This window comes from Undibacterium sp. Di26W (assembly GCF_049340265.1).
Classification (GTDB): Bacteria; Pseudomonadota; Gammaproteobacteria; order Burkholderiales; family Burkholderiaceae_D; genus Undibacterium.
The window spans coordinates 13,675-35,191 of the sequence record NZ_JBMPOR010000016.1; the positions used below are offsets into that span (position 1 = coordinate 13,675).

Sequence of the window (21,517 nt, forward strand, 5' to 3'; positions counted from 1 at the left end):
AGCATATTGCGGTCATATCTGGAGTCAACATGGCATTTCTGCAAGGCAAAAAAATTCTGATCACCGGTTTGCTGTCCAACCGTTCTATCGCTTACGGCATTGCCCAGGCATGCAAACGCGAAGGCGCTGAACTGGCATTTACCTATGTAGGAGAGCGTTTCAAAGACAGGATCACCGATTTTGCGGCTGAATTTGACAGCAAGCTGATCTTTGACTGTGACGTCGCCAGCGACGAACAGATCGAAGCCGTCTTTACTGATTTGGGCAAATCCTGGGATCAGCTCGATGGCCTGGTACATGCAATCGGCTTTGCGCCGCGTGAAGCCATTGCCGGAGAGTTCCTTGACGGTCTTTCCCGCGAAGCCTTCCGCATTGCGCACGATATTTCTGCTTACAGCTTCCCGGCAATGGCAAAAGCCGCCCTGCCGCTGTTGCGCGAAGACTCTGCACTGCTGACTTTGTCTTACCTCGGTGCCATCCGCGCCATCCCGCATTACAACACCATGGGCCTGGCCAAGGCATCGCTGGAAGCATCCGTGCGTTATCTGGCAGAACACCTGGGCAAAAAAGGCATACGCGTCAACGGTATCTCGGCCGGCCCCATCAAAACCCTGGCCGCCAGCGGCATCAAGGATTTTGGCAAGCTGCTGGGCTTCGTTGCAGAACACGCACCGCTGCGTCGCAATGTGACCATTGAAGATGTAGGCAATACTGCTGCCTTCCTGCTGTCACCTCTGGCAAACGGCATTACCGGCGAGATCACCTATGTTGACGGCGGTTTCTCGCACGTCATGGGTTTGAATGCAGATTCTTACGACAAGTAATTAGCTACATCCTCCCTTCCTGACAATACGGGATGCGCCCAGTTGCATCCCGTATCCCGTATTGCAGTATGCTTATGGCATGCCTTCTTCCCCCATCATGATGTTCAAGACCTTGCACGGCACATCCGCTTATATCTACCGGCTGCTGCTGGTCAGTCTCGGCTTTTGCCTGCTGTTGTGCAGCAGGGTTCATGCTGCTTCATGCAATGACCCCTGGCCAGCCTGGGACAGCTTCAAGAAAACCTTTATCGCCGATGATGGCCGGGTGATAGATCACAGTGGCACACGCAAACCCACCACGTCAGAAGGCCAGGCCTATGCGCTGTTCTTTGCCCTGACGGCCAACGACAGACCCGCCTTTCAGCGCATCCTGACCTGGACAGAAAATAATCTCGCCGCAGGCGACCTGACAGCCCGTCTGCCAGCCTGGCAATGGGGCCAGCGTGAAGACAATAGTTGGGGCATCATCGACAAAAACCCGGCATCAGATGCCGATTTGTGGATAGCCTATGCCCTTGGCCTGGCGGGTGAACAATGGAAAGAACCGCGCTTCAGCGCCTTGTCGAGCTTGCTGGCACAAAGAATCCTGAATGAAGAAACCGCAGACCTGCCCGGCCTGGGCCTGACGCTGCTACCAGCCCCCAGTGGTTTCAATTTGCCCGGCAACCAATGGAAACTGAATGCCAGTTACCTGCCACTGCCACTATTGCGCTGGTTTGAACGCAAGGAAAGTGATGAACGCTGGAAGCGCATGCTGGCCCCTGCCATCCGCCTGATCACTGGCAGCGCCCCCAAGGGCTACGCCGCTGACTGGATCATCTATGACAGCCAGAAAGGCTTCCAGCCAGATGCCCAGGGTGTAGAAAAAGGCCAGGGTGGTTATAACGCCATCCGCATCTATCTATGGACCGGCATGATGGCGGATAAAGACAGTGAAAAAGCCCGGCTGCTGAAACAACTGCGCCCCATGGCCAACCTGGTGGACAGCAAGGCTTATCCACCTGAATACATAAACATCCTCACCGGCGACATCAACGGCCCCGGTTCCAGCGGATTTTCTGCTGCCACCCTGCCTTTCCTGCAGGCGCTGGGCATGCAAAAGACACTGGTACAGCAGCAATTGCGCTTGCAGGCACAGCCCATCAAACCAGATGCCTATTATGACCAGGTGCTGTCACTGTTCGCCCTTGGCTGGCAAGACAAGCGCTTCCGTTTCGATGCCCAGGGGAATGTGAATTTTTATTGGCAGCACTTTTGCTGGCGACCGTTTTAGAACGTGTTTACGATCTGTAGCGAGCGTCAGCGGGGTAAGGGTAACAAAAACGCAGCGCAAAAAGCGGAATGTACTTAAGTACATGAGCATTTTGAGCAGCGCATGAGCCCCGATCACGCTCGCGCAGTAAGATCGTAAGCAGGTTCTTAAAGTTGTCAGTAGCAATTTTTAGTACCTTTTGCAGATATTTCACAAAATGGGCTGCATTTTCCCTGTAAATCGTGTATAGTCTCGTTTTTTGCATTGCAATATTTCTGTACAGCAGTGATATCAATGCAAAACAAGTAGCATCGCAAGCCTGTGCACATCCATGTTGTTGGGATAGTGCATGTAAAAGCCCTCCCGCCTCGCATGTCTGGTTGTAATCCATAGACATCATACCGGCGCAAAGCTTTTGTGCCGAAATTTCATTGTCGTCCCTTGTCGGATTTTCTGTGTTCATTTCGTTTGGTTGGCGCTGCATTGTTGCGCGCGTTCGTTTAGCAACGCGCTAATTTATACTGGGACAAAAGCAATCGTTCCGGCAAACATGCTGCCAGACTAGCCTTATCGCTGGTTGTCCAGGCATAGCTGCCGCATTTTGCAGACGCCCAAATTACGAAAGAAATTCATGAGTTTTGAAGCACTAGGTCTCCACGTCAATATCATCCGCGCTCTGACTGATTCCGGCTATACCAAGCCAACTTCGGTACAAGAACAGGCGATCCCTGCCGCGATTGAAGGTCGTGACCTGATGGTCTCATCCCAGACCGGCTCCGGCAAAACTGCCGCTTTCATGTTGCCTGCCTTGCATAAACTGATCACTGCTGAAGTTGTCAGCTATGACGCTGCCAGCAGCAAAACCCCCAATCAGGAACGTCAGTCCGTGCGTTCACGTGGCGACAAACCACGTTTTGTTGCTGCAAAACCAAAAATGCTGGTGTTGACACCAACCCGCGAACTGGCTTTGCAAGTCACCACAGCAACCGACAAATACAGCGCTTATTCACGCCGTATCAAGGCCGTGTCCATCCTGGGTGGCATGCCTTATCCTAAACAGATGCAATTGCTGTCCCGCAATCCAGAAATTCTGGTGGCAACACCTGGCCGTTTGATCGACCATATGGAATCCGGCAAGATCGATTTCTCTGAACTGCAAATGCTGGTTCTGGATGAAGCCGACCGCATGCTGGACATGGGTTTCATCGACGACATCGAAAAAATCGTTGCTGCCACACCACCTACCCGTCAAACCATGTTGTTCTCTGCAACACTGGATGGCGTCGTCGGCAACATGGCAAAACGCATCACGACCGAACCTCTGGTCATCCAGATCGCCGGTTCTGCCAGCAAACATGAAAATATCGAACAGCGCGTTCACTTTGTGGATGATCTGTCCCACAAAAACCGCATGCTTGATCACCTGCTGCGCGACACAACCGTCGACCAGGCTGTTGTGTTCACTGCCACCAAGCGTGATGCAGACACTATCGCTGACCGTCTGAACATCGCCGGTTTTGCTGCTGCTGCCCTGCATGGCGACATGCACCAAGGCGCACGTAACCGCACACTGGACGCATTGCGTCGCGGTCAGGTACGTGTACTGGTAGCAACTGACGTCGCTGCCCGTGGTATTGACGTTCCTGCGATTACCCACGTATTCAACTACGATCTGCCTAAGTTCCCGGAAGATTATGTCCACCGCATCGGTCGTACTGGTCGTGCTGGCCGTAAAGGTCTGGCGATTTCCCTGGTGAATCATGCTGAAGGCATGCACGTCAAACGTATCGAACGCTTCACCAAGCAATTGATACCAGTGAATGTCATCGAAGGTTTCGAGCCTAAGAAATCTGCAGCCCCTGCACGTTCTGCGGCCCGCAAGCCTAACGGCTGGAAACCTGGCGACACCCGCAAAGCAGGCGGTGGTGGCGGTTACGGCAACAGCAAACCAGCTCAGCGCAGCTTCAGCAAACCTGCAGCGCCTTCTTCCAGTGGCACAGGTGCAGGCCCACGCAAAGAAGGCAGCGGCGGCTACAAAGGTAATCGTTCCAACGACAGCAGTACACGTCGTACCTTCGGCGATTACTAATGGCTACCAGCGCTATCCTGCGATAGCGCAAGCAACATAGACATTGCTGCATAAGCAATATCACAAAAAAGCGATCACTTATGTGGTCGCTTTTTTTATACTTAATCGCCCGGCGTATAATGATTAGCTTCCGGCATGCATAAAAAAGTATAAAAACCCCATGAGCACACCTACCGACACGCCAGTTCGCCTTACCTCCTTCTCGCATGGTGGTGGCTGTGGCTGCAAGATTGCACCGGGTGTACTTGCCGAAATATTAAAAAAATCATCCGGCTTTCCTGTGCCTGCTGCCCTCATGGTCGGTATAGAAACCTCAGATGATGCTGCAGTCTATAAACTCAATGACGAGCAGGCGCTGATCGCCACCACTGATTTTTTCATGCCCATCGTGGACGACCCTTTTGATTTTGGTCGTATCGCTGCCACCAATGCCATATCAGATATCTATGCCATGGGTGGCACCCCCATCATGGCCCTGGCCTTGGTCGGCATGCCCATCAACCAGTTGCCGCTGGAAGTCATAGGCAAGATTATCCAGGGCGGCGAAGCCATCTGTGCCGAAGCGGGCATTCCCATCGCTGGCGGCCACACCATAGATTCCGTCGAACCGATTTATGGCCTGGTGGTCATGGGCCTGATCCACCCCTCCAAAGTCAAGCGCAATGCCAGTGCCAAGGCGGGCGACAAGCTCATCCTTGGCAAACCACTGGGTGTGGGTATCTTGTCTGCCGCCCTGAAAAAACAAGTGCTGGACGAAGCTGGCTATGCCACCATGATCGCCAGCACCACCAAGCTCAACAAACCCGGCCAGGCCCTGTCTGCTCTTGACAGCGTGCATGCCATGACTGACGTTACCGGCTTTGGCCTGCTTGGCCATTTGCTGGAAGTCTGTCGTGGCTCGGCACTCGGTGCCCGCCTGCACATGTCTGCCATACCCTTGCTGGCCAATGTAGAACAGCTGGCAAGAGATGGCTATGTGACTGGCGCATCCGCCCGCAACTGGGCTGCCTATGGCCAGTCGGTCAGGCTGGATGCACAAATCAACCCACCCCAGCAATCTTTGTTGACCGACCCACAAACATCCGGTGGCCTGCTGGTTGCCTGCGACCCGGCAGCAGTAGATGACGTGTTGACAATCTTCCGTCACGGTGGCTTCTTGGAAGCTGCCGTGATTGGTGATATTGTTGCAGGTGAGCCCCTGGTAACTGTCCTACCCTGATTTTTTGACCTTGCCCCTACTTTTGCACATACCATGAATCAATTAGAACAACTCAAACAATACACGACCGTTGTTGCCGATACCGGTGATTTCCAGGCGATACAGGCCTATGCACCGCGCGATGCGACTACCAATCCATCCCTGATCCTGAAGGCAGTGCAAAAACCGGAATACCTGCCTTTGTTGGAAAAAGCGGTCAAGGACACCGCAGGTAAATCCATTGATGAAACCATTGATCACCTGCTGATCGCCTTTGGCCTGCAAATCTTGAAAGTCATCCCTGGCCGCGTTTCTACCGAAACTGATGCCCGCCTGTCCTTCGATACCGCTGGTACCGTTGCCAAAGGCCGCCAATTGATCGCCATGTATGAAGCTGCCGGTATCCCGCGTGACCGCATCCTGATCAAGATTGCCTCTACCTGGGAAGGCATACGCGCCGCCGAGATACTGGAAAAAGAAGGCATACGCTGCAACATGACCCTGCTGTTCAGCCTTGCCCAGGCGATAGCCTGCGCCGAAGCCGGTGCACAACTGATCTCGCCTTTCGTTGGCCGTATTTATGACTGGTACAAAAAACAGACTGGCCAGGAAATTTTTGGTGCAGACGACCCCGGCGTCTTGTCCGTCAAGAAAATTTATACCTACTACCGCAAGTTTGGCTACAACACCGAAGTCATGGGTGCCAGCTTCCGCAATACCTCACAAATCCTGGAACTGGCTGGCTGCGACTTGCTGACCATCAGCCCGGATCTCTTGCAAAAACTCAGCGACAGCAATAGCAATGTCACGCAAAAACTGAGCAAGGAAATGGCACTGACGTCCGATCTGCAAAAAGTCAGCATGGATGAAAAAACCTTCCGCCTTGAGCTAAACGAAGATGCCATGGCGACAGAAAAACTGTCCGAAGGCATACGCGCTTTCTGCGCCGATACCGTCAAGCTGGAAAAGATGATTGCTGCAATGCGTTGAATTGATCGCATCTGACAGGTTATGATGAGGGGCAGATTTATTCTGCCCCTTTTTATTTTAAATGACGTTAACATGAAAAAGCAGCTAGATATAGCGAACTGGAACCGGCGCGAGCATTTCGCCTTTTTCTCCCAGCTTGATGAACCCTTCCACGGCCTGAACCTGAATGTGGACTGCACCTGGGCTTATGAACACTGCAAGCAGGAACAACACTCCTTCTTCCTGTTTTACCTGCACCAGATATTACGCGCCGTCATGCTTACCGATGCCATGCGTTATCGCATAGAAGATGGCAAAGTGTTTGATTACGAGGTGATACATGCGAATGCCACCGTGCAACGCGCCGATCACACTTTCGGTTTTTGTCCCATCTATTACGACGAAGATTTTTCTGCTTTCGCCGCCGGGGCACATATCGCCATGGATAAAATCAAGAACAGCAGCGGCCTTTGTTTTAACGATGAATGCGCGCGTGATGACGTCATCCATTTTTCTGCCATACCCTGGATCAACTTCACCGGTCTGACCCACGCACGGCAATATGACCGCAAGGACAGCGTGCCCAAGATTTCCGTTGGCAAGTTTTTCAAACAGCATCAGCGCCTCATGCTGCCTATAGCGATATTCGTACACCATGGCCTGGTGGATGCTTATCACGTACATCAGTTCGTCACTACACTGGAGGCAGCCTTGTCTGACCAAAGCAAATAGCATGATAAAGCAGATAAAAACGTCCATATTCCTCGTTAGTCTGGTGATTTTGCCAGCAGCGCATGCCAGGGCAGAAGCAGATCCCCTCTGGAGTAAAACCATGTCACAGTACAAACTAACAAATCAGTGGGTTCCAAAAGAAATACGGACCCAGATCAATGCCGAGCGCAAAGACCAGCCAGACAAAACTGCTTATATCAAATCTACATTGAATGGATGGGAAAAACAGGAGCCCAAATATACAAGTGCCACCACAGACAGCAACTGGCAAATCCTGCCTGAGCAACAAAAATCTGCTGATGGCACCAACAAGATGCTGACCGGCCTCGATGAACTCAAATCCAGCCTACTGGAAGGCGGAGTCAAGGTCAAACGACTCAATAATGAGAGCCAGGATGGAAAAAATCTTGCGGTATTCCAGCTCAGTGATGATGGTGCAGGCATGAAAATCGATATCAAGATATGGGTTAATCCTGATACTGCCTGCATGGTCAAAATGGATACCTCCATGCATGTTGCTTTTTTTGCAGATGCCGATTTCAGTACACGCTATACTGAACCAGGCAAAGAGGGCTTGTGCTTCAGGGAAAAGATGCAGGGCAATATTGATATCCAGATTCCCTTCAAGAAAGCGAAGATGTCTATCAAACAAAACCATGCTGACTGGACACCAAAGCCAGTAAACTGATGCTGCTGACTTATCTGCACTGTAGAAGAAAATATCATGCACAAAATTAATCAGGTAATCTTCCTGCTCGCCTCCGTGCTGGCAATCGGTACAGTCCGCGCTGACGATTTCAACGATGGTGTCAGCTATTACGAACAGGGTGATTTCTCGTCTGCGGCAGTATCATTCAAGACTGCAGCCAACAAGGGCAATGCCGATGCCCAGTTCAACCTTGGCCTGATGTATCTGAATGGCGAAGGCATACAGCAAGACTATAAACAAGCCATGGCCTGGTTTGAACAATCTGCCAGCAAAAACAATGTGCGCGCCCAGGTGAATCTGGGGCGCATGTACGCGAAAGGAAAAGGCGTGGTCTCGAACCACGGCATTGCCGCATCCTGGTTTAAAAAAGCCGCCGACCAGGGCTATGCCGACGCCCAATACAGCCTGGGCATACTGTATGTCACCGGCACCGGCGTGCCTCGTGATTTTGCCAAGGCCAGGGAATTATTCCTGCAAGCTGCCAATCAAAACAATGCCAGCGGCCAGTACCAGTTGGGCCTGATCTACCTGAAAGGCAAAGGCGTCAATGTCAACCTGGTGGAAGCCTACAAATGGCTGACCCTGGCCGGCGATTATGAAGACACCGCCGTCTACAGGAAATTTGTAGAAGCCAAAATGAGCAAGGAACAAGTCAACGAAGCGCTGGCACTGGCGCAGGACTGGCAGCCGGAGAAGGCGGTTAAATAAGTCTTTTATTGCAAGCTATGTTAACAGGCTGGTCGCCCTCATACGTTTCCCCTCCGACAAGGAATATCAGGTGCCACTACAACGAATTTTGTTCGTAATGCTATTAATGGCACAAAGCGCGCATGCCTCGTTCTTTGTTGATAGTCCGGACAAATCCATAGATGAGAAAATGCGGGACTGTTTTTCAGATGCACAATGTGCGCTTCAGGCGCAAGTGCTGGTGCCTGTATTTGCCAGACAACGTGCGATGGATGCCCTCGAAGTTCGGCAAAAGCTGAACAACTGCCTTAACCCCGATCACAATATGTCATTTTGCGCGAGCTATGAATTGTTTGCGCTTAGGTATGAATTGAGAGGGATGATTCAACAGTATCTGCAAAAAAATCCTGGTAATGCTGTAGCACGCCAGGTGCCAGATCTGGATACCTGGCAGCTTCGGGCGTCGAAAATTTGTGCAGGAAAAATACGCAAAACCATGCCCGATGCATCAGGCTTGTTCAGGTCAGAGTTAGTTATCGCTTGCGAAATCAAGGCGACCAAATCGATGGTACTTCATTTGAACGCGCAATCCCTTCACCACAAACCGTAAACTCACACGATCACTATCCTGCCATCTCGCACCTGATAATTACCTGGTCCGGCATCTTCCTTGACCACCCATTTTTGTTTGCCTATCTGGATTTCCACACCTTCGTGGATTTTCTTGATGACCTTGACGCCCGCTTGCTCTATCAATTCCAGTTCAGATTCCAGCGTGTCAATCTCTGCGTCAAGTGCCTTTAATTCATCTAGCAGATGCAGGCGTTTGGCGTCAACTTTTTCACCTACACCACCGGCAGCTTTTTGCGGATTTTTGACAAAAAAAGCCAGCAACTTCAAGACCTGATCCAACTCTGCTTCCTTGCGTCCGGCCTGATTTTCCTTGTCCTTGATCTCTTCTTCCAGGTAAGGATCAAAACCTACCTGTATCTGGGTTCTGGCACCATTGGAAGAACCCAGCGAAGCAGCAGCGACCAGCAAGGCTGCCTGCGCCCTGCCACCAAGGATATTACCGACACCTGAGCCAGGCTTGCCGACCATGATTTCTTTTCTGGCAATCAAATCACACTGGCGGGCACTTTGTTCCAGTTGTATGGCCTGCCCGGCTTCAATATGGGAATGCTCGGCAAACAGTGCCTGCACCGTTCCCCCGCATTTGATGCGCGAGGTGATGCCGCTCATGCTTTGGGTTCCTGGCTTTTTCTCGGCCAGGCCAATAATGCCGCCCTTCACTGCCACATTGCCACCGGCAATAATCTCGGCCGCTTCTACCAGGCCATTGACGATCACATCGCCTGTCACATTCAGGCTCATGCCGGCCTTGACGTCACCTTCGACATGGATGGTGCCTTCAAAGTGGATATTGCCGGTACTGAGATCGACGTCAGGCACCTGGAGTACGGGGTTGACGATCACACCATCAGGCACAATCATGGGCTGGCCACTATTCGTCGCCAGCAACAAATCCGGGTCAGTGGCTGCGGGTGCAGCACCTTGCAAGGTGGGGCCAAACAACATCTCTGGCAGGGGCTTGGCCAATACCACCTGGCCCATGATATTCATGCCGAACTTGCCTTGTACTGGCGGTATGCGGCGCATCAGCTCATCACCGGCATGCACAATCAGGATATGGCCCAACTCACGGAACTTGATGACGGCCAGTTCATCCCTTTGCGCTTTCGCATTTTTATGTTCGCCAAACAAAGGTTCCAGTCGCCCTTCAATACCATTGAGTACCGGATCACCCTGGACAATCAGCAGATTGTCACACACACCTGCTGCCAGCGCGGCATCCAGTTCTGCATGCAAAATGCCATGAATAATGCCCTGTTCGCGCAAGGCATCGTTGACCGCTTTGCCGACCGGTTTGCCACCTTGTGCTGGCATCAGCGTCAGCCAGGCAGACAATAAATCATCGGACAAGCGCAATGAAAATTCCGCATCCCTGCGGGCACCAATGTCCAGCTTGACTGGTTCTTTGGCATCCCTGCACAGTTTTATAAAAGCCAGCAGGGCGGACTGTTCCCTATAAAAATTGGCATATTCACTGACATCCAGAGCCTCTTCCAGGTCAGCCAGATCGGGAGTGCCGCTGCCTTCCTGTGGCGTATAGTGGGCGCACAACACCCCTGCGGACTCGTCCACAAAAAATGACAGTGTTGTCGAATTAGAAAGCGATTCGTCCAAGATGCTTCCTTAAGATGGAGGTTCGACGTCAAATATATTGTATAAATACGTTGCATATTAAAGCCGCATATTATTACATCATAAATGAGTGATCTAAGGCAACGTTTCTGAAATTAGCTTCATCTTGATTGAATTTGGTTTAAAAAGCCTGTTTTACCGAAAACCTGCACCTACGGGCGTGGGGATTCGTGTCAGACCGGTTTCGGCTTACTTTGACACGGCAGGTTCTTCGCTCGCTGCTGCGAATTCAAATTCGACCAGGGCATCGTCACCCCAGGCCTTCTTATACAGAGGTGGTATATATTGCAGGCCATTTTTACTGATCTCTATTTTTTCCCTGCGGTCCTTGCTGACCAGATATGCTGCGCTCAATTTCCTGGGCGACCAGAAAGAAATAACAATGAAGGATGAGTTGCAGGCACCGCCAAGACGGCGAAACAGATTGCGTGTGTCGTATGGCATATCATCATATTCCACAGCCCACCATATGGCGCATTCCAGGCGCAAATCACCCAAACGTCGCGTGTCTGTTGGCACACCTTCACTGTGTATATCGGGGCGCCAGCGGAACAGGCCTTTTTTCCGGTTCAGCAGCAGATCTGCATTTTCATCCAGGGCCTTGGAAATTTTTGGTAAGACAAAACTGCCATCGATGTCAACAGCGATAGGGACCGAGCTTTGTTCGCTGGCAATACGCAAGTTCAAATCACGCAAACTGGTATTGGCGTCAACCGGTAGCAGGATGAATTTCAACATCGCCGCAGGTGCCAGTTGGCGGTACTGATCAAATGCTTCCAGCCCCTTATACATCTGCTTGTATGATTTCAGCTCAGGATCTCTGGTACTGGAAATTTCTACTTTGGCCGGCACATCTTCACGCGCATATGCAAAGCAATGCGCGCTCATGATACCTAATGACAGACAGATGGTGAGAACGGTTTTAGCGATCAAGTGTTTTCCCAAATCGTGAATGATGCGGATGTGAAGACCTTACATGCGTGCAACCGGCACAAAAAAGCCAGCACAATATTATAACCGTTGCAAGGCATCCAGTAGCGGCACGCAGGCGTCTGCCACCCGGTTAAGGCTGTGTTCACGCAATGCAGCCAGATCGACCTTGTGTTCGCTTTCCAGCCCTGCCCAGGACAGCAAGGCAGCGCAGGCTTCGGGGTGGTCGAACAGGCCATGCAGGTAAGTGCCGAGGATTAAATCATCGGGCGAGCGTGCGCCTTCGTCTTCGCCATTGATACTGAAAACCGGCTGCGTATCATTGCTGGCATAGGTAATGCCCATATGGATTTCATAGCCACTGACCTTGGCCGTGCTGGAATTGAATACACAGAGGCCAGTCACCTGTTGTAGGCGTTTTTCCTGCGTCAGTTCAGTGGTGATGTCGAGCAGGCCCAGGCCATCAGAATCACCGGCCTGCCCTTCGACACCATGCGGGTCACTGATGACCTGGCCCAGCATTTGATAACCACCACAAATGCCGATGACCTTGCCGCCATAACGCAGATGCTTTTCCAGCACGGCATGCCAGCCCTGTGCCTGCAAAAAAGCCAGGTCGGCGCGGGTGTTTTTACTGCCAGGCAGGATGATCAGGTCGGCAGGTGGTATCGCCCGGTCGGGGCCGATGAATTGCAGATCGACATCCGGGTGGGCGCGCAAGGCATCAAAATCCGTATGGTTTGATATGCGCGGTATGGCAGGCACGATGATGCGGAACTTGCCGGCATTACCCTGGCTGGACTGTATTGCGTCTTCAGCATCCAATTGCAGGCCATGCAGGTAGGGCAATACCGCCAGCACCGGTTTGCCGGTCTTTTTCTCCAGCCAGTCCAGGCCAGGTTCCAGCAGGCGGATATCACCACGAAAGCGGTTGATGACAAAACCGACGATGCGTTTTTGTTCGGATTCTGACAGGCAATCCAGGGTACCAACAAAATGGGCAAACACGCCGCCACGGTCAATATCGGCCACCAGGATGACGGGGCAATCCACGGCTTCGGCAAAGCCCATATTGGCGATATCGCGGTCACGCAAATTCACTTCGGCCGGGCTGCCTGCACCTTCGACGATAATCGCTTCATATTGCTGTTGCAGACGACCATAGGATTCAAGCACGGCACCCATGGCGACGGTTTTGTATTGGTGGTAATCACGCGCATCCATGTCTGCCCTGACCTTGCCATGGATGATGACTTGCGCACCGGTGTCGGAAGATGGTTTCAGCAAGACCGGATTCATGTCAGTATGTGCAGGCAAACCTGCAGCCACTGCCTGTAAGGCCTGGGCACGACCTATCTCGCCACCATCTATAGTAACGGCACTATTAAGTGCCATGTTTTGCGGCTTCATGGGCACCACCCGCACACCTTGGCGGTACAGCAAACGGCACAGGGCGGCAACGACTGTACTTTTGCCGGCATCGGAAGTCGTGCCTTGCACCATCAAAGTTGAAATTTTCATGATAACCGTGTTCTTATTTATGCTTTCTGCGCTGCCTGCCATTCGGCAATCAGTATATGCAATTGCACCAGCCCGTGCTGTATCGCCGATGGGCCTGGCGACAGGATATCAGCCGACTTGATTTCCAGCACCCGTCCATAACGCACGGCGGGAATATGGTCCCAGCCGTCGCGCGCCACGACACTGTCGGGCCGGAACTTCTTGCCACACCATGAACCGATAATGATATCCGGCGCACGCCTGACGACTTCAGCCGGGTCGGCAATGATGCGCTGTTTGGCACTGTGAAAAACCGCCAGGTCGGCAAAAGCATCTTCACCACCAGCCATCTGTATCAACTCAGATACCCAGCCTATGCCTGACATCAGGGGTTCATTCCATTCTTCAAAATACACCCGGGGGCGGCGCGTCCATAGCGCAGCCTGTTGTTTGATGGTGTCTATCTGGGCTTGCAGCTCGGCAATCAGTGCTGCGCCCTGTTCCTGCTTGCCGACCAGGTTCGCCACGACCTTGATCATATGCAAAATGCCTGCTACATCACGCTGGTTGAAGGCATGCACCTCTATCCCGGCGCTGATGAGTTCACGCGATATTTCTGACTGCATATTCGAATACGCCAGCACCAGATCAGGTTTAACCGCCAGGATACGGTCTATCTGCGCCGATGAAAACCCGCTGACCTTGGGTTTTTCATCACGGGCACGTGCTGGCCGGGTGGTGTAGCCAGAAATGCCGGCGACGCAGTCTTCTGCCCCCAGGGCATACAAGACTTCCACCGCTTCAGTGGACAAGCAGGCAATGCGTTGATACATACTGGCTGAATTCATTTTTTTCCTTGTGGCTGGGCCACGGTTTGATCGCGTTTCTGTCTGGCAAGCTCCAGTGCCTGGCAAATCAGTTTCGCGCCTTCGATAATGCGCGGGCCAGAACGGTTGACCAGATCACCTTCTATAGACACCAGGTTATTGCTTTTTGTTGCAAGCAAAGTAGGAAAAGTTTTCCATTGCTCGATACCACTCACGGCCTGGGTTTTGCTATCGCCGGTGATGATGACTTCCGGGTTTTCCTGTAAGACTGCTTCTGTGCCGACGATGGGTGCAGTTGTTGACAATTTACCAAATATATTTTCCCCACCACAAGTACGAATCGCATCGCTGACGATGTGGCTGTCATTGAGCGTGTAGAGCGGCTTACCCCATACCTGGTAAAAGGTCCTGACCTTGCTTTTATTCTGGTACTGGCTGTTCAACTGTTGCACTTGCTGCCTGAATTCTGTCGCCGCTGCCTGCGCCTGTTTTTCTGTACCAAACAGGCTGCCGAACTTGATCAGGGTTTCCGCTACATTGTCCAGCTTATGTGGTTCGCTGAAAAAATAAGGAATGCCGGAATTGTGCAGTACCTCCAACTGGCGCTCATAGGCACCATGCATCCACACGATCAGCAAATCCGGCTTCATCGCCAGTATGCGTTCAATATCCAGTTGCCTGTTGTCACCAACACGCGGGATATTTTTTGCCGCTGCCGGATAATCGCTGTATTTGACCGTACCAATAATCCTGTCACCCGCCCCTGCCACGTAAATCATTTCCGTCACATGCGGCGACAAACTGATAATCCGCTGCGCAGGTTTAGCTAACGTAACCTGATTACCCAAGTCATCCGTTACAGTAATAGCCGCCTGCGCATGAACCGCCATCAGCATAATGACTACAAAACTCAAAAGCCTGACCATATCGCTCCAATACTCTATGATAAAAACGAAGTGCATCTTTGCACTTACTCCGCACTTACTCTGTGCTCACTCTGTGTCTCTGTGCCTCTGTGGTGAGTGGTCTACAGTTTTTAACTCACACCATTCACCCAGACCGTTCTCCAGCCGTAACCACCCAGCCTCACTCCCTGGCAATCCAAAGCGCAGGCCATGTGGCCGATGGTGCCCCTGCGCAAACCAGCGCAGCCATATACCGCGCTCTGCCATGAATTGCCATAACTGTTCTGATTGACCATCCAGTTCATGATGACTGCACCACTGGAATAAATCAGTACCCGACGTATGCATGCCATGCGCTTTCAAAAGCTGGTGCAGCCGGTCACCTTCTTGCTGCAAGCGTTGCACCATCTGCGACTGCCACATCTGGTCAGTCAACGCGGCAGTAGCGATTTGCTGGGCTGGTCCACTCACGCTCCAGGGACCGAGGTAATTCGCCAACTGCGCCAGAAAATTTTCCTCAGCGGCGACAAAGCCCAGGCGTATACCTGCCAGACCAAAGAACTTGCCGACTGAGCGCAAGACGATCAGACCGGGCTGCTCTGCATGGGCCGTCACACTGATATCAGACACGGTATCGGCAAAGGCTTCATCTACCACCAGCCAGCCGCCGCGTGCAGCCAGTTGTGTAGCCCAGCGCAAAAGCTGGGTTGGCGATATGGATTCACCGGTGGGGTTATTTGGATTACACAGCACCACTACATCGGCCTGTCCGACGGCTGCATCCAGGCCTGCATACGCACATTCTGTCACCGCATGCCCGGCTTGCCGCCATTGGTAAGCATGTTCGGCATAGCTGGGGGCTGATACGAGCACGCGCGCAGTCCGGCGCAGGCGTGGCAAGGCCTGTATCACCGCCTGCGAGCCTGCCACCGCCAGCATGCGTGGCGCGCCATAATAAGATTGCGCAGCCTGCACCAACGCATCAGAATATTCGGGCAAGCGATGCCAGGCATGGTCTGCCAGTGGCGGTGCCGGATAAAAATGCGGATTGATGCCGGTGGACAGGTCCAGCCAGTCTTCCAGCGGGCGGCCAAAATGCCGCACGGCATCACGTAGATTGCCGCCGTGTTCAAGCATGGATGACTCCACCAAGAAATAAAGTCAGTAATAACGTGATCCCACACCACAGTGCCGTACCACCTGCCACCAGACGCAGGGCACGCAGGATATCTGTGGCCTTTGCGGTATCGCCTTCCCCCAACGGGGGCCGCATTTCTGCCACGCCGTCGTAACTGGCACTACCACCCAATGCCAAGCCAAGCGCACCGGCACCGGCAGCCATCACTGGCCCGGCGTTCGGGCTGGGCCAGCCGGGTGCCTGGCGTTGCCAGCATTGCCATGCCAGGCGGGTCTTGCCCAGCACGGCATAAGTGCATGCAGTCAAGCGTGCGGGTATCCAGTTCATGACATCGTCGATACGCGCAGCGACGCAGCCAAAGCGCAAGAATCGTGTCGAGCGATAACCCCACATGGCGTCCAAAGTATTCACCAGTCTGTACAGCACCGCGCCAGCACCACCCAACAAGATGAACCAGAACAAAGTGGCAAAGACGGCGTCGCAACCATTTTCCAGTACGGATTCAACACTGGCTTTAGCCAGGTAGGCTTCATCGGCATCTTGCGTATCGCGGCTGACGATATAGGATGTGCGTTTTCTGGCTTCTGGCAAATCACCGGCCTGCAAGGCGCTTGCAATGGCGGCATTATGTTCATGCAGGCTGCGCAAGCCCAGGCAAAAATACAGCAAGACAATATGCAATACCGGGGCCAGCCACAGGCTGAAACGCTGTGCCAGTGTCAGCACCAACAGACTAAGGGCTACCAGCGACAAGACCGCCAGGCACCAGGCCACAGCCCCGGTCCAGCGGCTTGCTGTTGGCGTATTCAGTCGGCGCTCCAGGGCATTCGCCAGATTGCCAAAACCCACCAGTGGATGCAATTTGCTTACTTCGCCCAAGCCCAGATCCAGCAAGATACCCAGCAGCAGACATAGCACCATGACCAGGCCATCCAGCATCAGCATGGCTGGCCTTTAAAATACAGCGGCAAACCGGCGGCAACCCAGACCACATTATCTGCAATGGCAGCGACGGCCTGGTTCAAACGCCCTGCTTCATCCACGAACCAGCGCGACACGGCCCCCATGGGGACGATGCCCATACCGACCTCATTCGATACCAGGATAATCTTCCCTGGTGCCTGCGCCAATGCATCCAGCAAGGCCTGGCGTTGCACGGCAAACTGTGCCGGTGGCGTGACATGACCTACATCAGGAAAATCTGTCGCTTCTGAAAACAGCAGATTCGACAGCCAGACCGTCAGGCAATCAACCAGGATGATATTGTCTGCACGGCTATGTGCCATGATGGTCGCGCCCAGTTCCAGGCTTTGTTCCAGCGTGCCCCAATGTATAGGGCGGCGTGCGCGATGATGGGCAATGCGCTGCTGCATTTCCGCATCATCCGCGTTGGCGGTTGCCAGGTACAGTACCTCTTTTTTGTTGGCACTGAAGCTGCTCGCCAGTTGCTCGGCAAAAGCACTCTTGCCCGAACGCGCACCACCAAAGATCAGGCTGGTACGATGTGCGGGTTTCATGTTGCATCTCTTAAAAACAGCGCTGCCGTTGCCGCCGGGTTGGAAGCAAAGTAGGCATGAAAATAAGAAGCGCACACATTAGCATTTCTGTAAATAGCCTCGCCCTGCTGTTGGGTGGAATGTTGGGTGGAATGTTTGGTGGTATGGCTGCTGGCCGTCAATGTGGTTTCAAAACGCGAGTAATGAAAGGTATGCCCGCGCAATTCCCCCTGCGAGGTAGCCCAGGCTTGTGGGCCGAGTGCTGCCAGCCTTTTTTGCATAATGACTTTGCCCGGCAATATGCCGGCCATAGGCCAGCTTTGTTCCTGCTGATCTACCAGGCCTTCGGTAATGGCCATCATGCCACCGCATTCTGCCAGGATAGGCATGCCTTGCACATGGGCGGCATGCAGTGAAGTCAGCCAGTTGCTGGCCTGCGTCAGCGTCCTGGCATGCAATTCAGGGTAACCGCCGGGCAGGTACAGGGCATCAGCCTGGGTCGGTATCGCTTCATCTGCCAAAGGCGAAAAGAAAACCAGTTCAGCGCCCAGCCCACGCAAGCACTCAAGATTGGCTGGATAGATAAACGCAAATGCGGCATCGCGCGCAATGGCAATCGTCTTGCCTGTCAGGCTGGCGGCTTGTGACGCATGTTGCAAAATATGATGGGATGCATGCTCATGCAATTCAAAACTGGTGTCTGGCAAGGCATCCCAGGCTTGCATGTCCAGTTCCAGGCTGCTCGCCATGGTATCGAGTATGGCGTCGATGCGATCCACTTCTTGCGGCAAGACCAGGCCCAGGTGACGTTCGGGCAAGGTTTCTTCCTGACGCCGCAAGCTGCCTAGCAAAGGAATATCGCGCATGGCAGCAGCCACCATTTTGGCATGGCCTTCCGAGGCGATGCGGTTGGCGATGACACCGGCCAGATGTACCGGTCCAAAATCACGCAAACCCATGGCCAGTGCACCTACCGTCTGTGCCATGGCAGAGGCATCCAGTACCGCCATGACTGGCACACCAAAGGCACGCGCCAGGTCAGCCGACGACGGGTTACCATCATACAGGCCCATCACACCTTCAATCAGGATGACATCGGCATCCAGCGCAGCGCGCGCCAGCATGCGTTCCGAATCTACCTGCCCCACCATCCATAAATCCAGCGAATGCACGACTGAACCGCAAGCGCGTTCCAGCATCATGGGGTCGATAAAGTCTGGCCCGGTTTTAAACACACGCACCGTCTTACCAAGCTTCACCAGCTTGCGTGCCAGTGCTGCCGTGGTGGTGGTCTTGCCCTGACCTGATCCAATGGCCGATATCAGAACGACCTTGGCGCTGGGCCTTACCATTCCACACCCGCCTGCGCCACGATACCTTCCTTGAAGGCATGCTTGATGACCTGCATTTCTGTGACCGTATCGGCGATGGCAATAATCTCTGGCAAGGCACCGCGACCGGTGACGGCAACGTGCTGCATTTCTGGCCTGCCATCCAGATCATCGATGACCATCTGCAAACCCAGGTAATGATATTTCAGGGCGATATTGAGTTCGTCCAGCACCACCAGGCCTATGGTCGGGTCCGTCAGAAAGCGTTTTGCCTGTTCCCACGCGGCGGCGGCTTTTTCCATATCGCGTTCGCGGTTCTGTGTGACCCAGGTATAGCCTTCGCCCATGGCATGAAATTCGACTTCATCAGGAAAGCGGCGCAAGAAAATTTCTTCACCAGTAGACATCGCACCCTTGATAAATTGCACCACACCGACCTTCATGCCATGCCCCATGGCGCGCATCACCATACCAAAAGCGCTGGAACTTTTACCCTTGCCATTGCCGGTATGTACCAGCAAGACACCGGTCTTGCGCTGCGCCTGTTCTATCTTTTCATCCATCAGCGCTTTCTTGCGCTGCATGCGACGTTCATGACGGGTATTGATGTTGTCTGTCGAGGTGTCTGGCTTGGGTGTCGAGTTATTGCTCAATGGATCACTGCTCATAAGGTTCTCAGTTTTGCGGGAAGAATAAGGTTTGCTCACCATGGGTGAAGCGCTCTATGGGATGCCCCAGACAGATACTGAGTTGGGATGCATTAAATATTTCATCTGCAGGCCCGGCTTGCCAATTGCCATCGCCCATCAGCAACAAGGCATGGGTGGCAATGCGGTAAGCCATATTGAGGTCGTGGCTGACCATAACGACCGCCTTGTTGTGTTGCGCATCTTCTTTGCTGCACAAGCGGGCAAACAGTTGCATGACGCTGACTTGGTGCCCAAGGTCCAGCGCATTCGCCGGTTCATCCAGCAACATCCATTTCGCATCTTGTGCCAGCAAGGCGGCAATGGCGACGCGCTGTCTTTCACCGCCAGACAGGCTGCGCACATCGCGTTCTGCCAGGTCGGTGACATCCATTTCGCGTAAGGCTGCCATGGCAATTTCCAGGTCGTCGCTGTTTTCCCAGTAATGTGCATCTTGGTAGGGATGACGGGTGCTGAGCACGGTATCCAGCGCAGAATAACCAAAAACATCCACCCTGCCCTGCGGTAAAAACGAACGCTCACGTGCCAGCCCGGTTAATGGCCAGTCTTGCAGCAACTTGTCGCGCAGGTAGATCTGACCGCTTTCTATCGGACGCAAACCAGCCAGCGTGCGCAGCAAGGTGCTTTTGCCGGCACCATTGCGGCCTATGATGCACCAGCATTCACCCGGCCGTATATGCCAGTTCAAATCACGCACCAGTACACGCTTGCCTACCGATAGATTAAGGGCGCGGATGTCCATCAGCGCCTCCGCAGTTGATGCAGTTGCAGCAGGAACATCGGCACACCGACCAATGCAGTGATCACACCAACCGGCAACTGCTGTGGTGCCACGACGGTACGTGCGACCGTATCTGCCAGCACCAGGAAGCAACCACCGGCCAAAGTCGCAGCGGGCACCAGCAAACGGTGATCAGGGCCCCAGGCAAAGCGACACAAATGCGGCATGATCAGGCCAACAAAACCGATGCTGCCTGCATTGCTGACCGCGCTGGCCGTCAACAAGGCAGAACATAAAAACAGGAACTGGCGCAAGCGACCAATGTTGACACCCAGGGTGCTGGCGTTATCGGCATGCATGGCAGCCACATTGATGGAGCGTGCATTGCGCATGGCAAACAGCAAGATACCGCACAGTATCAGCCAGGGCAGATAACGTGACTGGGTATTCGACAAATCACCTATCATCCAGAACACCATACCGCGCAAGCGGCTGTCCGGCGCAATCGACAGCATGAGGGTGATGATGGCACTACATCCGGTGGCGACAATGACGCCGGTCAGCAATAAGATAGGTGCACTGCCGTCGGTACTGCCAGCACCACGCAGATCACGGTAAGCCAGGCCAAATAATAGTAGCGCTACCGTAATCGCACCGGCAAAGGCGGCCACATCCACCAACCAGAATGCGCCGAAAAACAATATGGTTGCCAGCGCACCAACAGATGCACCACCAGATATACCGAGCACATAAGGATCAGCCAGCGGATTGCGCAACAAGGCCTGCAACATGACACCGGCCAGCGCCAGTGTGGCACCGGTAACGAAACCAGTAAGCGCACGACCCAGGCGCAAATCCAGCAGGCTGCCGGGCAAGCTGGTCGGCGGGCCGCGCAGCAATTCCAGCAAGGCTTGCCATAACTCGACAAAGCTCAGGGACACAGAACCACACACACAGGCAATCAATATGCTAGCTATGGCGGCGGCCAATAAAATCGGGAGAACCAGTCCGGCACGTTGAGCGACCGCCATCCCGGGAGATTGCTTACGCTGTCGTGCAGAAAAAAAAGACGCCATCATCGGTCTGATCCAAAGGAAAAACAGGTTTAGATGTGCAGCGCCAGTCAATATACACCAGCCTGCACATCAGAAAATCAGCCCGAAACGTGGCAAATCACATCAATGCCCTGCCACGTCCCTGTCAAACTTGTCAGCTTAATTATCAGCTTAAACAACTT

Annotated in this window: 22 protein-coding genes; 9 read left to right on the plus strand and 13 right to left on the minus strand. The window is 53.3% G+C overall.

The genetic code is table 11. The features are described from left to right. Positions 1-29 precede the first annotated feature (29 nt). Together fabI and bcsZ are read left to right on the plus strand one after the other, a co-directional pair. Positions 30-824, plus strand: coding sequence for an enoyl-ACP reductase FabI (gene fabI, locus ACO0LM_RS17935; protein WP_422988536.1), 795 nt, complete (start codon positions 30-32; stop codon positions 822-824). Positions 825-903: 79 nt separating this feature from the next. Continuing rightward, positions 904-2,097 carry a cellulose synthase complex periplasmic endoglucanase BcsZ gene (bcsZ, locus tag ACO0LM_RS17940; protein WP_423038608.1) on the plus strand — a complete coding sequence of 398 codons (1,194 nt, stop codon included), beginning with the start codon at positions 904-906 and terminating at the stop codon, positions 2,095-2,097. A gap of 7 nt (positions 2,098-2,104) precedes the next feature. On the opposite strand, the gene ACO0LM_RS17945 is transcribed toward bcsZ, so the two are convergent. Beyond that, positions 2,105-2,539: a hypothetical protein gene (locus ACO0LM_RS17945; RefSeq protein ID WP_423038609.1), complete on the minus strand. Its 435-nt coding sequence runs from the start codon at positions 2,537-2,539 to the stop codon at positions 2,105-2,107. A 168-nt stretch (positions 2,540-2,707) separates the two neighbouring features. Here ACO0LM_RS17945 and ACO0LM_RS17950 point away from each other — a divergent pair, with 168 nt between their 5' ends. The 7 genes from ACO0LM_RS17950 (at position 2,708) to ACO0LM_RS17980 (ending at position 9,070) form a co-directional block, all read left to right on the plus strand. After that, entirely contained in the window at positions 2,708-4,165 is a 1,458-nt protein-coding gene (locus tag ACO0LM_RS17950; RefSeq protein WP_423038610.1) for a DEAD/DEAH box helicase, read from the plus strand. A gap of 160 nt (positions 4,166-4,325) precedes the next feature. Beyond that, the gene (gene selD, locus ACO0LM_RS17955) at positions 4,326-5,384 is read left to right on the plus strand and encodes a selenide, water dikinase SelD (RefSeq protein ID WP_423038611.1); all 1,059 of its coding nucleotides are present in this window, start codon (positions 4,326-4,328) and stop codon (positions 5,382-5,384) included. 33 nt (positions 5,385-5,417) lie between these two features. Further along, positions 5,418-6,353: a transaldolase gene (tal, locus tag ACO0LM_RS17960; protein WP_423038612.1), complete on the plus strand. Its 936-nt coding sequence runs from the start codon at positions 5,418-5,420 to the stop codon at positions 6,351-6,353. A gap of 72 nt (positions 6,354-6,425) precedes the next feature. Further along, positions 6,426-7,064: a CatA-like O-acetyltransferase gene (locus tag ACO0LM_RS17965; protein WP_423038613.1), complete on the plus strand. Its 639-nt coding sequence runs from the start codon at positions 6,426-6,428 to the stop codon at positions 7,062-7,064. A gap of 1 nt (position 7,065) precedes the next feature. Further along, the gene (locus ACO0LM_RS17970) at positions 7,066-7,752 is read left to right on the plus strand and encodes a hypothetical protein (RefSeq protein WP_423038614.1); all 687 of its coding nucleotides are present in this window, start codon (positions 7,066-7,068) and stop codon (positions 7,750-7,752) included. Positions 7,753-7,788: 36 nt separating this feature from the next. Further along, positions 7,789-8,481, plus strand: coding sequence for a tetratricopeptide repeat protein (locus ACO0LM_RS17975; protein ID WP_423038615.1), 693 nt, complete (start codon positions 7,789-7,791; stop codon positions 8,479-8,481). A gap of 70 nt (positions 8,482-8,551) precedes the next feature. Next, on the plus strand, positions 8,552-9,070 hold the full coding sequence (locus ACO0LM_RS17980) for a hypothetical protein (protein ID WP_423038616.1): 519 nt from the start codon (positions 8,552-8,554) through the stop codon (positions 9,068-9,070). 2 nt (positions 9,071-9,072) lie between these two features. On the opposite strand, the gene ACO0LM_RS17985 is transcribed toward ACO0LM_RS17980, so the two are convergent. From ACO0LM_RS17985 to ACO0LM_RS18040, 12 genes are all read right to left on the minus strand, one after another. Further along, positions 9,073-10,707, minus strand: coding sequence for a DUF342 domain-containing protein (locus tag ACO0LM_RS17985; RefSeq protein WP_423038617.1), 1,635 nt, complete (start codon positions 10,705-10,707; stop codon positions 9,073-9,075). Between the two features lie 207 nt (positions 10,708-10,914). Beyond that, positions 10,915-11,658 carry a hypothetical protein gene (locus ACO0LM_RS17990; protein WP_423038618.1) on the minus strand — a complete coding sequence of 248 codons (744 nt, stop codon included), beginning with the start codon at positions 11,656-11,658 and terminating at the stop codon, positions 10,915-10,917. Positions 11,659-11,736: 78 nt separating this feature from the next. Further along, positions 11,737-13,218, minus strand: coding sequence for a cobyric acid synthase (locus tag ACO0LM_RS17995; RefSeq protein WP_423038619.1), 1,482 nt, complete (start codon positions 13,216-13,218; stop codon positions 11,737-11,739). After that, entirely contained in the window at positions 13,194-14,003 is an 810-nt protein-coding gene (locus ACO0LM_RS18000; protein WP_423038620.1) for an ABC transporter substrate-binding protein, read from the minus strand. Before ACO0LM_RS18000 ends, ACO0LM_RS17995 begins: the two co-directional genes overlap by 25 nt. Then, on the minus strand, positions 14,000-14,944 hold the full coding sequence (locus ACO0LM_RS18005) for a cobalamin-binding protein (RefSeq protein WP_423038621.1): 945 nt from the start codon (positions 14,942-14,944) through the stop codon (positions 14,000-14,002). Before ACO0LM_RS18005 ends, ACO0LM_RS18000 begins: the two co-directional genes overlap by 4 nt. Before the next feature lie 30 nt (positions 14,945-14,974). Next, positions 14,975-16,024 (minus strand): threonine-phosphate decarboxylase CobD, encoded by a 1,050-nt coding sequence (gene cobD / locus ACO0LM_RS18010; RefSeq protein WP_423038622.1) that lies wholly within the window; start codon positions 16,022-16,024, stop codon positions 14,975-14,977. Beyond that, positions 16,017-16,964 carry an adenosylcobinamide-phosphate synthase CbiB gene (gene cbiB / locus ACO0LM_RS18015; protein WP_423038781.1) on the minus strand — a complete coding sequence of 316 codons (948 nt, stop codon included), beginning with the start codon at positions 16,962-16,964 and terminating at the stop codon, positions 16,017-16,019. Before cbiB ends, cobD begins: the two co-directional genes overlap by 8 nt. Next, the gene (gene cobU / locus ACO0LM_RS18020) at positions 16,964-17,542 is read right to left on the minus strand and encodes a bifunctional adenosylcobinamide kinase/adenosylcobinamide-phosphate guanylyltransferase (RefSeq protein ID WP_423038623.1); all 579 of its coding nucleotides are present in this window, start codon (positions 17,540-17,542) and stop codon (positions 16,964-16,966) included. The genes cbiB and cobU overlap by 1 nt, the downstream gene beginning before the upstream one ends. Further along, a complete protein-coding gene (locus tag ACO0LM_RS18025; protein WP_423038624.1) occupies positions 17,539-18,873 on the minus strand; it encodes a cobyrinate a,c-diamide synthase in 1,335 nt (444 codons plus the stop codon). The genes cobU and ACO0LM_RS18025 overlap by 4 nt, the downstream gene beginning before the upstream one ends. Then, complete coding sequence (gene cobO, locus ACO0LM_RS18030) at positions 18,867-19,520, minus strand: cob(I)yrinic acid a,c-diamide adenosyltransferase (protein WP_423038625.1); 654 nt, start codon at positions 19,518-19,520, stop codon at positions 18,867-18,869. The genes ACO0LM_RS18025 and cobO overlap by 7 nt, the downstream gene beginning before the upstream one ends. Before the next feature lie 7 nt (positions 19,521-19,527). Beyond that, on the minus strand, positions 19,528-20,301 hold the full coding sequence (locus ACO0LM_RS18035; RefSeq protein WP_423038626.1) for an ABC transporter ATP-binding protein: 774 nt from the start codon (positions 20,299-20,301) through the stop codon (positions 19,528-19,530). Next, a complete protein-coding gene (locus tag ACO0LM_RS18040) occupies positions 20,301-21,311 on the minus strand; it encodes a FecCD family ABC transporter permease (RefSeq protein ID WP_423038627.1) in 1,011 nt (336 codons plus the stop codon). Before ACO0LM_RS18040 ends, ACO0LM_RS18035 begins: the two co-directional genes overlap by 1 nt. Positions 21,312-21,517: the final 206 nt, after the last annotated feature.

Bases quoted from the DNA above. Each gene is read 5' to 3' on its own strand.
- fabI (WP_422988536.1), top strand. From the start codon at position 30: ATGGCATTTCTGCAAGGCAAAAAAATTCTGATCACCGGTTTGCTGTCC.
- bcsZ (WP_423038608.1), top strand. From the start codon at position 904: ATGCCTTCTTCCCCCATCATGATGTTCAAGACCTTGCACGGCACATCC.
- ACO0LM_RS17945 (WP_423038609.1), bottom strand. From the start codon at position 2,539: ATGAACACAGAAAATCCGACAAGGGACGACAATGAAATTTCGGCACAA.
- ACO0LM_RS17950 (WP_423038610.1), top strand. From the start codon at position 2,708: ATGAGTTTTGAAGCACTAGGTCTCCACGTCAATATCATCCGCGCTCTG.
- selD (WP_423038611.1), top strand. From the start codon at position 4,326: ATGAGCACACCTACCGACACGCCAGTTCGCCTTACCTCCTTCTCGCAT.
- tal (WP_423038612.1), top strand. From the start codon at position 5,418: ATGAATCAATTAGAACAACTCAAACAATACACGACCGTTGTTGCCGAT.
- ACO0LM_RS17965 (WP_423038613.1), top strand. From the start codon at position 6,426: ATGAAAAAGCAGCTAGATATAGCGAACTGGAACCGGCGCGAGCATTTC.
- ACO0LM_RS17970 (WP_423038614.1), top strand. From the start codon at position 7,066: ATGATAAAGCAGATAAAAACGTCCATATTCCTCGTTAGTCTGGTGATT.
- ACO0LM_RS17975 (WP_423038615.1), top strand. From the start codon at position 7,789: ATGCACAAAATTAATCAGGTAATCTTCCTGCTCGCCTCCGTGCTGGCA.
- ACO0LM_RS17995 (WP_423038619.1), bottom strand. From the start codon at position 13,218: ATGGCAGGCAGCGCAGAAAGCATAAATAAGAACACGGTTATCATGAAA.
- ACO0LM_RS18000 (WP_423038620.1), bottom strand. From the start codon at position 14,003: ATGAATTCAGCCAGTATGTATCAACGCATTGCCTGCTTGTCCACTGAA.
- ACO0LM_RS18005 (WP_423038621.1), bottom strand. From the start codon at position 14,944: ATGCACTTCGTTTTTATCATAGAGTATTGGAGCGATATGGTCAGGCTT.
- cobD (WP_423038622.1), bottom strand. From the start codon at position 16,024: ATGCTTGAACACGGCGGCAATCTACGTGATGCCGTGCGGCATTTTGGC.
- cbiB (WP_423038781.1), bottom strand. From the start codon at position 16,964: ATGCTGGATGGCCTGGTCATGGTGCTATGTCTGCTGCTGGGTATCTTG.
- cobU (WP_423038623.1), bottom strand. From the start codon at position 17,542: ATGAAACCCGCACATCGTACCAGCCTGATCTTTGGTGGTGCGCGTTCG.
- ACO0LM_RS18025 (WP_423038624.1), bottom strand. From the start codon at position 18,873: ATGGTAAGGCCCAGCGCCAAGGTCGTTCTGATATCGGCCATTGGATCA.
- cobO (WP_423038625.1), bottom strand. From the start codon at position 19,520: ATGAGCAGTGATCCATTGAGCAATAACTCGACACCCAAGCCAGACACC.
- ACO0LM_RS18035 (WP_423038626.1), bottom strand. From the start codon at position 20,301: ATGGACATCCGCGCCCTTAATCTATCGGTAGGCAAGCGTGTACTGGTG.
- ACO0LM_RS18040 (WP_423038627.1), bottom strand. From the start codon at position 21,311: ATGGCGGTCGCTCAACGTGCCGGACTGGTTCTCCCGATTTTATTGGCC.